General features: G+C 32.5%; 9 protein-coding genes and 1 other RNA gene. 5 read left to right on the top strand and 5 right to left on the bottom strand.

The annotated features are described in order from the left end of the window. Window positions 1-44 precede the first annotated feature (44 nt). Entirely contained in the window at window positions 45-704 is a 660-nt protein-coding gene (locus tag RF683_RS02395; protein ID WP_309532631.1) for a ribonuclease HII, read from the top strand. Window positions 705-876: 172 nt separating this feature from the next. Here the strand turns inward: RF683_RS02395 and lipB are convergent, their stop codons facing one another. After that, window positions 877-1,575, bottom strand: coding sequence for a lipoyl(octanoyl) transferase LipB (gene lipB, locus RF683_RS02390; RefSeq protein ID WP_309532630.1), 699 nt, complete (start codon window positions 1,573-1,575; stop codon window positions 877-879). Window positions 1,576-1,823: 248 nt separating this feature from the next. On the opposite strand from lipB, the gene lysS reads away from it, so the two are divergent. Beyond that, complete coding sequence (lysS, locus tag RF683_RS02385) at window positions 1,824-3,512, top strand: lysine--tRNA ligase (RefSeq protein ID WP_309532629.1); 1,689 nt, start codon at window positions 1,824-1,826, stop codon at window positions 3,510-3,512. A gap of 57 nt (window positions 3,513-3,569) precedes the next feature. Here the strand turns inward: lysS and RF683_RS02380 are convergent, their stop codons facing one another. From RF683_RS02380 to ffs, 4 genes are all read right to left on the bottom strand, one after another. Continuing rightward, window positions 3,570-6,026 carry a DUF5686 and carboxypeptidase regulatory-like domain-containing protein gene (locus RF683_RS02380; RefSeq protein ID WP_309532628.1) on the bottom strand — a complete coding sequence of 819 codons (2,457 nt, stop codon included), beginning with the start codon at window positions 6,024-6,026 and terminating at the stop codon, window positions 3,570-3,572. Between the two features lie 60 nt (window positions 6,027-6,086). Then, window positions 6,087-6,500 carry a type II 3-dehydroquinate dehydratase gene (locus tag RF683_RS02375; RefSeq protein WP_309532627.1) on the bottom strand — a complete coding sequence of 138 codons (414 nt, stop codon included), beginning with the start codon at window positions 6,498-6,500 and terminating at the stop codon, window positions 6,087-6,089. Beyond that, a complete protein-coding gene (locus tag RF683_RS02370) occupies window positions 6,500-7,537 on the bottom strand; it encodes a M28 family metallopeptidase (RefSeq protein ID WP_309532626.1) in 1,038 nt (345 codons plus the stop codon). The genes RF683_RS02375 and RF683_RS02370 overlap by 1 nt, the downstream gene beginning before the upstream one ends. 90 nt (window positions 7,538-7,627) lie before the next feature. Continuing rightward, an RNA gene (ffs, locus tag RF683_RS02365) (signal recognition particle sRNA small type) lies at window positions 7,628-7,725 on the bottom strand. Between the two features lie 88 nt (window positions 7,726-7,813). Between ffs and RF683_RS02360 the strand changes: the two genes are divergently transcribed. From RF683_RS02360 to RF683_RS02350, 3 genes are all read left to right on the top strand, one after another. Then, entirely contained in the window at window positions 7,814-8,854 is a 1,041-nt protein-coding gene (locus RF683_RS02360) for a glutaminyl-peptide cyclotransferase (RefSeq protein WP_309532625.1), read from the top strand. 96 nt (window positions 8,855-8,950) lie between these two features. Continuing rightward, window positions 8,951-11,008 carry a S9 family peptidase gene (locus RF683_RS02355; RefSeq protein WP_309532624.1) on the top strand — a complete coding sequence of 686 codons (2,058 nt, stop codon included), beginning with the start codon at window positions 8,951-8,953 and terminating at the stop codon, window positions 11,006-11,008. A gap of 68 nt (window positions 11,009-11,076) precedes the next feature. Beyond that, on the top strand, window positions 11,077-12,117 hold the full coding sequence (locus RF683_RS02350; protein ID WP_309532623.1) for a PLP-dependent cysteine synthase family protein: 1,041 nt from the start codon (window positions 11,077-11,079) through the stop codon (window positions 12,115-12,117). The last annotated feature ends 46 nt before the right edge of the window (window positions 12,118-12,163 follow it).

Below are 12,163 nucleotides of genomic sequence, written 5' to 3'. Positions count from 1 at the left end.
GTTAAAGGTTGCGTTGAAAATTATTATTTTTGTAAAAAAATGAAATGTTAAAATTTAATTATAGCACACACAAACTAGAATGCGGCACTGACGAAGCAGGAAGAGGGTGTCTGGCTGGTCCTGTCACTGCTGCTGCCGTTATGCTAAAAAACGAAAAAGGTTTAGATTTTCTAAATGATTCCAAACAGCTATCAGAAAAAATGCGATTTGTATTAAGGCCTCTTATTGAAAATGTTGCGCTGAGCTTTGCAGTTACACATATATATAATGAGGAAATTGACGAAATTAATATCCTAAATGCATCTATGAAAGGGATGCAAGAAAGTATTTTAAAACTAACAACTACGCCCGAATATATTATTGTAGATGGAAATAGAGCACTAAATGCTAAACTTGGCTTGAAAAATAAAATTGGTAAACAATTTTCAACCGATGAAATTGAACTCTTAAAGGTAATCCCTAATACGAGCATTATTAAAGGTGATGCTAAGTATTTAAGTATTGCAGCGGCATCTGTTTTAGCAAAAACATATAGAGATGAGTATATGGATCAAATTCATGAGGAGTTTCCGATGTACAATTGGAAAAAAAACAAAGGATATCCCACCAAAGAACACAGAGAAGCAATTGCTAAATATGGTCCCTGTAAATACCATCGTATGAGTTTCAGATTATTACCTGAACAATTACGTTTAGAATTTTAAGTTGGAAGATTTTATCTAGTAATTAGTGAATAGTCCAAAATCGAAAGTTGAAGGCCTTAACGATTTGTTATCGTTTTTTTTAAGTTTAGCTTCGCTCTGTTCGGCTATGCCTCGGGTCAAGTTTCAAATTAATTTTCGATTAGCTTTATTATTCATCTAAAACGATTTGCTACTAACTTACAATTTCTGCTTGAAACAAATGTTGGAAATGTGCTACTATTTTATGTTTTACTTCGTCTTCGTTTACTTCTTTACCTAACTCTACATGCATAGACGTAACAGCTTTTCCTCTTATACCACAAGGAACAATATTATCAAAATAACCTAAATTTGCATTTACATTTAGAGCAAACCCATGCATGGTTACCCAACGAGAAGCTCTAACACCCATAGCGCAAATTTTTCTTGCAAAGGGGGTACCAACATCAAACCACACACCTGTTTCTCCGGGACTACGTTCCGTTTTTAATCCGTATTCAGCTAGTGTAAGTATGATAGCTTCTTCTAATAAACGTAAATATTTATGTATGTCCGTAAAAAAATTTTCTAGATCTAAAATAGGATAGCCCACTATTTGACCAGGACCGTGATAGGTTATATCTCCTCCTCTATTTATTTTGTAAAATGTTGCTCCCTTTTCTTGAAGTTGTTTTTCTGATAACAATAAATTAGACATATCGCCGCTTTTCCCTAAGGTATAAACATGAGGATGTTCTACGTATAGCAGAAAGTTGGGAGTTGGGAGTTTGGCGTTTGCATTTCTATTCTGCACTTTAATGTCAACAATTTCTTTGAACAGCGTTTCTTGATAATCCCAAGTCTCTTTATAATCTTTTTTACCTAAATCTTGTAGTTGGACTTTTTTGTTCATTTTTGAATGAAGTTGTATTAAAATAAAGTTTTACAAAGATACAAATAGTTTTTTAATGCTAGGCATGGCTGTTGGCTGTTGGTGTATGGGCACTAGGTGATAGATGATGGGGCAAGTAAATGATTTTCGAATTTAGAATTAAACAACTAACTCGAGACGAAGTCGAACAGAGCGAAGCTAAACTTGAAACCTGAAACTTTTGAACTTGAAACAAAATAAATTATCTTTGCGCGATTAAAAATAAAATTATGCAATTGTCAGAACAAGAAATTATTAGAAGAGACAAGCTAAACGCTTTACGCCAATTGGGTATAGATCCTTATCCTGCAAACTTATATCCAGTTTCTCATACTTCAAAGCAAGTTAAAGAACAGTTTGAAGAAGGCAAGAAGGTAACCGTTGCAGGTCGCTTAATGAGTGTTCGTGACCAAGGAAAAGCTTCTTTTGCAGAATTACAAGACAGCGAAGGTAGAATACAATTGTATTTTAACCGTGATGTAATTTGCGAAGGCGAAGATAAAACCCTATATAATCAAGTTTTTAAAAAATTAACCGATTTAGGTGACTTTATAGGTGTAGAAGGCGAATTATTTACTACGCAAGTTGGTGCAAAATGTATTCGTGTTTCAACATTTAGTTTTTTAAGCAAAACGCTACGCCCGCTACCTTTACCAAAGGTAGATGAACAAGGTCATGTTTTTGATGCCTTTACCGACCCTGAATTGCGTTATAGAATGCGTTATGTCGATTTAGTTGTAAACCCTCAAGTAAAAGAGGTTTTTGTAAAAAGAACTAAACTATTTAATGCCATGCGTTCGTTTTTCAATAATGCAGGTTATATGGAAGTCGAAACTCCCGTATTACAATCGATTCCTGGTGGTGCTTCGGCTAGACCATTCATCACTCATCATAATAGTTTAGATATTCCTTTATATATGCGAATTGCTAATGAATTGTATCTGAAAAGATTAATTGTTGGCGGATTTGATGGGGTATATGAATTTTCAAAAAACTTCCGTAATGAAGGAATGGACAGAACCCATAATCCAGAATTTACCGCAATGGAGATATATGTAGCTTACAAAGACTACAACTGGATGATGAAGTTTACTGAAAATTTATTAGAATATTGTGCTATTCAAGTAAATGGCACAACAGAAGCAACTTTTGGAGAACATAAAGTTAACTTTAAAGCACCTTATGCTCGTGTTACGATGACAGATGCCATCAAACAATTTACTGGTTTTGACATTTCTGGTAAAACAGAAGCAGAACTGTTTGAAGCGGCTAAATCCATGGGTATTGAAGTAAATGATACTATGGGTAAAGGAAAATTAATTGATGAAATTTTCGGAGCAAAATGTGAAGGAAATTTTATTCAACCTACCTTTATTACAGATTATCCAAAAGAAATGTCTCCGCTTTGCAAATCACACAGAGATAATCCTGAATTAACAGAGCGTTTTGAATTAATGGTATGCGGAAAAGAAATTGCAAATGCTTATTCTGAATTAAATGACCCAATTGACCAAAGAGAACGTTTTGAAGCACAATTAGCACTTTCTGAAAGAGGCGATGATGAAGCTATGTTTATCGACCAAGATTTCTTAAGAGCTTTAGAATATGGTATGCCTCCAACTTCTGGTTTAGGGATAGGCATGGATCGTTTAATTATGTTTTTAACCAATAATGCTTCTATTCAAGAAGTATTGTTCTTCCCGCAAATGCGACCAGAGAAAAAACAAATAGAGTTAAGTGAGGATGAAAAATTAATCATTGGTTTGTTAAAAGCTGAAAACAATCAAGCTTTAGGAACTTTAAAAGAAAAAACAGGTTTAAGTGGTAAGAAATGGGATGCTGCAATGAAAGGATTAGCAAAACATGGCTTAACCAAAGTTGTAGTTGAAGGAGATAGTAAAACTGTAGTTTTAAATTAATATTCAATAAAAAAGCTGTCTTTTTAGACAGCTTTTTTATTACTATTCAAAAACGAATTAGAATCTTAAACCAAATAGAACACCGTCTCCTCTAAATCCGCCTTGATAACTTCTTACGTATTCTACTCTAAATAATTTGAATTTACCAAATCCTAAACGATCTAAGCCTACAGAAACTTCTTGATAAGGTTTAGAATTCGAAAGATTTAGTTGATGAAATCCTCCAACAATATTGACAGCTAATTTATTGATTAATGGTATTTTATTACTTATAAACCCATTGTCGTTATACAAAACATGTGTTTCTACAAATTGATTATTTGTGGAGTGCGAATAATATGGCAACAAATTAAAACTAGACAAACTACCATCAAGCTTAACATGTGTTTGATTGCCGTTAAAATGTTTATAGTCTACAAAAGAAATAGCCGAAGCATTAAAAAATTTCCCGCCTTTTATTGAAGATGTAATTTCGCCCTTGTTACTCAAATTCGTAGCATAAGACACTTTGGCTTCTACATAATCAAATGCATAATTTTTTGAACTCCCCGAAAAACCTTTTTCATAATTAAGTTGTAGCACAGGGAACTTGCCATCGTTTATATTTAGTTTTCCATCAGGGCGCGTAATGTATTTTTGACCAAAAACAAATCTTGCACCAACATTAAATTTCAGTAAATGGTGTTTTGAAATTGCTGCAACATCATCATTATTTGGCAAGAAAGGATTGTTTGAAGAGTAAGCGTCACTAGATTTAATAAGCGTATAATCTGTTGTATTAAATAACGGCTTTCTGTTTTCATAGGCGAATTTAGCATTCAGAAAAATACCATTGATAACTTCTCTTCCCGCACTAATTTCGGCAAATTCTTTTTCATATACTTTCATGAAATTATTTTTAAAAAATAAAGTGCTCACCGTATTTACCATCCCCCCAATAGGTTCTTCTCTATTAAATTGAGCCGCTTTATTTCCTCCTGCTAGGCGAATATACAAATCGTTTGTATTATTGAATTTGTGATAAAAATAAGCGGTTGGACGTAATCTTAAATCAGAAAAACCATATTCGAAATCTGTTCCTATACGTGTTGTTTTTTGTTTTTCTTCGTTGTACTTTGAAAAATAAAATCCTGAACTAATATGATACCCCTGAACAGTGTTAAAATTTAAAGAAGCCAAATTGAAAAGACCTTGGTATGTAAAACTTGACTTTTTAAACGAATTTTTATAGGTATAGCCCGTAATAAGTTTTAGCAATTTAAATTTATTCGTTTTAGCATCAATAGAATCTAAATATACTTTTGAACTTCTAACTTTAAATACACTGTCTTTTTTAATGTAATTTGACGATTCTTCTTCAGTTAAAGGAACAGGCCTATTGCTGTCCCAAAACGTTGCCTCTTTTTTATTGGCATTCGCAGCTATTGTAACGACTTCTCTTGAAAATGTCTTTTTATCAAAAGCTTCTTTGAACACATAATCGCTAAATACATGGGTAAATTTTCCATTGAATTTTATACCAAAAAAACCAGCTTGAAAATCAAAAGATTGCAGGTTTTTTACCCACAATTTAGTTTCGGGGTTAAAATTATAGTTTTGTACCAATTTTAAGGTCTCTAAAAACTCATTCTGTGAACGATATCCCTTAATATCTAAATCTATAGCATACAATGCCCAGGAATCTTCTACAACATAAACAAACCCCTCAAAAACAGGTTCTTTATCCCTTTTTGGGGTTACTTGAATTTTAGTAACAAAATTACCATACGCATCATAAAACGTGTCCACTAATTTAAATTTGTAGTATGCAAAAGCATTTGACGCAATGGGCGAAATCATAGGTACATTAAAAGAAATCGTGTTTTGATAAAAATCATAATCTGTATCAAGTGCCGTATTAAAACTAAAACCATTGTTATCTCCTGCGACTTTACTTGCTATAATTTCTTCTTTTAAATTATTTGGCTTTTCAAAACTAATTTTAGAAACCGTTTCGGATTGATAGATGATTCCTGTACCCGTAGAATCTAGGTTTCCTTCTAAATCGCCCACTTCAATGCCTAATATTTTTTTTGGCATATTTTTCACTCTAAATAGTCCTCTAGAATAAAAGTTAGCTTCAAATTTATCTGTTTTGTAAGTATTAGATTTTCTTGCCGCTATTGCATTCTTAATAATAGCATTTGCTGGATTTTCTTTATTTTGAACAATTACTTCTTCAATTACATTATTCTCTTCTTCTAATACTATTGTAAGGGCAGCAATTGGCAAAACAACTTGCTCTCTCTTTGTTTTGTAACCCAAGGTTTTAACTACTAAAACAACTTGCTTTTCTTTTGTATAATTGAGTTCAAAAAGTCCGTTTTCATTAGTAGAAGTACCTAAATATGTTTTTTCAATTGAAACGCTTGCAAAAGCGATTGGTTTTCCCTCTTTATCAGTAACTTTTCCCTTAATTTGTGCACTTGTACATACCGAAAATAAAAGTAAAAAAAAGATATAAATTTTGTTCATAGCAAAAGAATTAAGGTTAATATAGTATAGACTTGGAAACGTGAAAAAGGTTGTATGTTTTTACAAAAAACTTTGTATAGCTAAAGTATAACTCTGCAGGCCAAAACCAATAATTACTCCTCTTGCATGAGGTGAAATAAAAGACTGATGTCTGAATGTTTCTCTTGAAAATGTATTAGAAATATGGACTTCTACAACTGGGGCTGTGATGGCTTTAATAGCATCGCCTATTCCTATAGAAGTATGCGTGTAAGCCCCCGCATTTAATAGAATTCCATCGTAAGTAAAACCAGCTTCTTGTAATTTTGTGATAATTTCCCCCTCAACATTCGATTGATAATAGTCTAATTCAACTTCAGGAAATTGAGACTTCAATTCTTCAAAAAAAGAATTGAAGTCTTGACTTCCATATATTGAAGTTTCTCTAGTGCCTAGTAAATTTAAATTAGGACCATTTAGAATTAAAAGCTTCATTATTTACCGTCTCTATCAACCACAATTCTATTTTCTCTATTCGCTAATTCCCAAGCGAGAACAAAGGCTAATTTGGCACGTTGTGCTAATAAATCATACTCAATTTTGTCTGGTGTATCGGTAGATTTGTGATAATCTTCGTGTAATCCATTAAAATAAAATATCGCTGGTATACCTTTATTTGCAAAATTATAATGATCTGAACGTTTGTAAATATTCATCGGATCTTTTCTGTCATTGTATTTATAATCTAAATTTAAGCCTACATATTTAGCATTAACTTCTTCATTAATAGTATGTAATTCTGAACTCAAACGATCTGCACCTACAACATAAACATATTTACCATTTTCTTTGTGTCCGTTTAAATCATCACGTCTACCAATCATGTCAATATTAATATCAACAACGGTATTTTTTATAGGAAATAATGGATTTTCTGAATAATATCGAGACCCATGTAAACCATGCTCTTCACCTGTTACATGTAAAAAAAGAATAGAACGTTTAGGTGAAAAACCATCTTTTTTAGCTTCCATGAATGCTTTAGCAATTTCAATTAACGCAACAGTACCCGAACCATCATCATCGGCACCATTGAATACGTCACCATTTTTCATTCCTACGTGGTCATAATGGGCAGAAACTACAATTATTTCTTCTGGCTTTTCTGATCCTGGAATGAAGGCCCATATATTTTCCGAATCATTTAACTTTGGTGCAAATCCTCTTTTCATAAATTCAGAAGGCACTTTTTGATAAAAATCTGTTGAACCTGGAGGATTAGAAATACCTAATGCTTTGTATTGATCAATAATGTAAAGCCCTGCCCTTTTTTGTCCTGGTTCGCCCGTATTTCTACCTTCCATTTCATCAGAAGCGATAACATATAGATTTTTAGAAAGATTTGACTCACTGATGGTGTTCATGTACTTTACAACATCCACTTCCTTTTTAGGAGCTTGTGTAACTGTTTTTGAAGTTGAGCAACTAATAAAAAATGCTCCAGAAACTACTAATACAAAGATTTTTTTCATTTTTGATTGAATTTAGATGCACAAATCTAACCAAAAAAGTGAAATTTAGATAAAAATTATAAGATTTTTAAGAAATGTGAAGAAATAAAAAAAGGCAAGCGACCTACATCGCACCGCTACAACCACATACCTTTGCTGTGTTCCCACCCTGGAGGATTTTGCAGGAGCTGGTCGTGTAGGACTTGCCGAGGCAAATATACAATCTTTTATTATCTTTACAAATGAAAAATTAGTTAAAAATAAATTGTAATATTGTAGTAGAAAATAAAAACTCTAATGAAAAAACATAATTATTTATTAGTCATCACTTTAGGCTTATTTTTTGTTAATTGTAGCGAAACAAAAGACGCATTTACAATAGAATCTAAAAACTTAAAACAAATTTATAAACCTTCCGAGAGTATTGATTTAGAAATTAGTAATACGGAAAATATTGCAATTGATTCGGTCGTTTATTATGCAAATGAAACTAAAATAGCAGCTGTAAAGCAAAACCAAAAAACCACATTCAAACTCAATCAACTTTCCTTTGGTACACAAGAAATTAAAGCACTCGTTTTTACAGAAGGAAAACCTAATGAATGTGTTACTTCTTTTGAACTCGTTTCAGAAATTACACCTAAAATTTTATCTTATACGATTGTAAACACCTACGAACACGACCTTACCTCTTACACGCAAGGATTAGAATTTTATAATGGAATTTTATATGAGAGTACAGGACAAAGAGGTGAATCTAAAGTGCGAAAAATAAATTATAAAACTGGAAACGTTACGCAAAATAGCACGTTAGAACCTCAATATTTTGGTGAAGGATTAACGATTTTTAATAACAAAGTGTATCAATTAACCTGGCAAGAAAAAACAGGATTTATCTATAATACGGAAACGTTACAACGTGAAAAAACCTTTACCTATTTTAAAGATATGGAAGGTTGGGGACTTACGCACAATGACAAATACCTCATCATGAGTGATGGTACAAATACCATTCATTTTTTAGACCCAACGACACAAAAATTGGTTCGCTCTATAAATGTATATACGGATACTTCTAAAATTGATCAAATTAACGAATTGGAATGGATAGACGGTAAAATTTGGGCCAATATTTACCAAAAAGACGCTCTTGCCATCATCAATCCCGAGAACGGTGCTGTAGAAGCGGTAATAGATTTATCAGAATTAAAAACTAAAGTAAAACAACATGAAAACATCGATGTTTTAAATGGTATTGCCTATAACCCAGCTACTAAAACCGTTTTTGTTACGGGTAAAAACTGGGATAAATTATTTGAACTAAAAGTGAATCAATAAGAACTAATTAAACACAAACAAAGCATGAAAAACTATTTTTTTATAATCGTTATTCTTTTTAGCACCACTTTTCATGCTCAAAAAAAGAACCCTAAAATGAACGAAATACAACCACCTGTAGCCAAAATTATTCCAAAAAAACTTGAAAAACACGGCCATGTTAGAATTGATAATTACTATTGGTTAAACGAACGAGAAAATCCTGAGGTACTTGATTATTTAAATAAAGAAAACGAATATTACCAAAAATCTACTGAGCATACTAAAAAATTTCAAGAAGATTTGTTCTTAGAAATGAAAAGCAGAATAAAAGAAGACGACACTTCTGTACCTTATTTTTATAATGGTTACTGGTATATTACACGTTTTGAAACCGGTAAAGACTACCCTATTTATACCCGTAAAAAAGGAAATTTAAATGCGACTGAAGAAATTTTATTCAATTGTAATGAAATGGCAAAAGGGCAATCTTACTTTAATTTATCAGGCATCAACATCAGCGAGGATAACAAATGGGCGGCTTTTGGGATAGATTTAGTTTCTAGAAGGCAATACACTATTCAAATAAAAAACTTAGAAACTGGAGAAATTTTACCCGTAAAAATTGAAAATACCACAGGTGGATCTACTTGGGCAGGTGATAACAAAACGCTTTTTTACACAAGAAAAGACGCACAAACGTTACGATCTGATAAAATTTACAAACATAAGGTAGGTTCAAATCCTAGTGAAGATGAATTAATTTTTCATGAACAAGACGATACGTTTTCGACTTTTGTTTACAAAGAAAAATCAAAAAAATACATTGTTATAGGATCATCAAGCACCTTAACTTCAGAATATCAAATTTTAGAAGCTAGTAATCCTGATGGAAAATTTAGAATTTTTCAAGTTAGAACAAGAGGAATTGAATATTCTATTTCACATTATGGAGACAGCTTTTACATTGTAACCAATAAAGATAAAGCTACTAATTTCAAATTGATGAAAACACCTGAAACGGCTACATCCTTTGACAATTGGAAAGATTTAATTCCTCACAGAAAAGAAACATTACTAGAAGGGATTGAAATTTTTAAAGACTATTTGGTTGTAGAAGAACGTTCAAATGGGTTGAATAAAATACAAATCAAGCCATGGAATGGTTCAGGCGATTATTATTTACCTTTTGAAAGCGAAACCTATACTGCCTACACGACTACAAATGTTGATTTTAATACTGAAGTGTTACGTTTTGCTTATCAATCTATGGCAACACCTTCTTCAGTAATCGACTTTAACATGAGAACTAAAGAAAAAACGATATTGAAAGAACAAGCTGTTTTAGGCGGAAAGTTTGATAAAAATAATTATGCTGAAGAAAGAATATGGGCAACTGCTCAAGACGGTACCAAAATTCCAATTTCAATGGTATACAGAAAAGGCATGAAAAAAGAAGGTAAAAATCCGTTTTTGTTATATGCTTACGGATCCTATGGTGCATCTATGGACCCATACTTTTCAAGTACTCGATTAAGCTTGTTAGACAGAGGGTTTATCTATGCGATTGCACACATAAGAGGAGGGGAAGATTTAGGCAGAGAATGGTATGAAAACGGAAAATTATTAAAGAAGAAAAATACATTTACTGATTTCATAGATTGTTCAAAACATGTTATTGCCGAAAAATATACTTCTGCTGCTCATTTATATGCCGAAGGAGGTTCAGCAGGAGGATTATTAATGGGCGCTATTGTTAATATGTCACCCGAGTTATACCATGGTGTAATTGCACAAGTTCCTTTTGTAGATGTAATTACAACAATGTTAGACGACTCTATTCCTTTAACAACTGGGGAATATGATGAATGGGGAAATCCAAATGACAAAAAATACTATGATTACATGTTGTCTTATTCTCCTTATGACCAAGTTAAAGAACAAGTATATCCTAATATGTATGTTTCTACAGGTTTGCATGATTCTCAAGTACAATATTGGGAACCTGCGAAGTGGGTAGCAAAATTAAGAGTCATGAAGAAAGGAACAAACCAGTTATTTTTAGACACCAATATGGATGCTGGACACGGAGGTGCTTCGGGACGCTTTGAGGCATTAAAAGAACTAGCAAAAGAGTTTACCTTTTTGTTTGATTTAGAAAAAATTGACAAGTAATTCAAGTTTTTTTGTACCTTTGCAGTAGTTAAAACATCACATACCGATGTTAACATAAGTGATTATTTATGGCAAAAGAAATAAAAGCAAATCATTCTATACTCGAATTAATTGGGAACACGCCACTTATAAAATTAAATAAGATTACTGACGGTTTGGTTGGTAATTTTTATGCAAAAGTAGAGGCTTTTAACCCCGGACATTCATCAAAAGATAGAATTGCACTTTATATCATAGAAGAAGCTGAAAAAAGAGGCATTCTAAAACCTGGAGACACTATTGTAGAAACAACATCTGGCAATACTGGATTCAGTTTAGCTATGGTAAGTATTATTAAAGGGTATGAATGTATACTTGCTGTAAGCTCTAAATCCTCAAAAGACAAAATTGACATGTTACGCACTATGGGTGCGAAAGTATATGTTTGCCCCGCACATGTTTCTGCAGATGATGAAAGAAGTTATTATAATGTAGCCAAAAGATTGCACGAAGAGACGAAAGGCTCTATTTATATCAACCAATATTTTAATGATTTAAATATAGACGCGCATTATAAAACTACAGGTCCTGAAATTTGGGAACAAACTAATGGACAAATTACGCATTTAGTAGCATGTAGTGGCACGGGTGGAACTATTTCAGGCACGGCTAAGTATCTGAAAGAAATGAACCCAAACATTAAAATTTTAGGTGTGGATGCGTATGGTTCAGTATTAAAAAAATACCATGAGACTAAAGAATTTGATACAGCTGAAATTTACCCTTACAGAATTGAAGGATTAGGTAAAAATTTAATTCCTACCGCAACCGATTTTGACGTTATTGATAAGTTTACTAAAGTATCTGATGAAGACAGCGCGCATACCGCAAGAGAATTAGCTAAAAAAGAAGGTTTATTTGTAGGCTATACTTCTGGCGCTGCTTTTCAAGCAATAAAACAATTTGCTGAGGAAGGTGAATTCACTAAAAACAGTAATGTAGTAGTCATATTTCCAGACCATGGATCACGTTATATGAGTAAAATTTATAGTGATGAATGGATGAGTGAACAAGGCTTTTTTGACAGTGTAAATAACGAAGAAAGTCAAAAAATTGAAATAATTAAGTAAATTTGTTTACAAGACTTTAGATATAAAACCTCGCCCAAATTTTGAG

The organism is Flavobacterium sp. 20NA77.7, assembly GCF_031326205.1.
In the GTDB taxonomy this organism is placed as follows: Bacteria; Bacteroidota; Bacteroidia; order Flavobacteriales; family Flavobacteriaceae; genus Flavobacterium; species Flavobacterium nakdongensis.
The sequence above is the reverse complement of the archived record's forward strand: the minus strand, read 5'-3'. Positions and strand labels throughout refer to the sequence as shown.

What these genes read in the sequence shown, in the direction of transcription:
- RF683_RS02395 (WP_309532631.1), top strand. Translation starts at nt 45, where the DNA reads ATGTTAAAATTTAATTATAGCACACACAAACTAGAATGCGGCACTGAC.
- lipB (WP_309532630.1), bottom strand. Translation starts at nt 1,575, where the DNA reads ATGAACAAAAAAGTCCAACTACAAGATTTAGGTAAAAAAGATTATAAA.
- lysS (WP_309532629.1), top strand. Translation starts at nt 1,824, where the DNA reads ATGCAATTGTCAGAACAAGAAATTATTAGAAGAGACAAGCTAAACGCT.
- RF683_RS02380 (WP_309532628.1), bottom strand. Translation starts at nt 6,026, where the DNA reads ATGAACAAAATTTATATCTTTTTTTTACTTTTATTTTCGGTATGTACA.
- RF683_RS02375 (WP_309532627.1), bottom strand. Translation starts at nt 6,500, where the DNA reads ATGAAGCTTTTAATTCTAAATGGTCCTAATTTAAATTTACTAGGCACT.
- RF683_RS02370 (WP_309532626.1), bottom strand. Translation starts at nt 7,537, where the DNA reads ATGAAAAAAATCTTTGTATTAGTAGTTTCTGGAGCATTTTTTATTAGT.
- RF683_RS02360 (WP_309532625.1), top strand. Translation starts at nt 7,814, where the DNA reads ATGAAAAAACATAATTATTTATTAGTCATCACTTTAGGCTTATTTTTT.
- RF683_RS02355 (WP_309532624.1), top strand. Translation starts at nt 8,951, where the DNA reads ATGAACGAAATACAACCACCTGTAGCCAAAATTATTCCAAAAAAACTT.
- RF683_RS02350 (WP_309532623.1), top strand. Translation starts at nt 11,077, where the DNA reads ATGGCAAAAGAAATAAAAGCAAATCATTCTATACTCGAATTAATTGGG.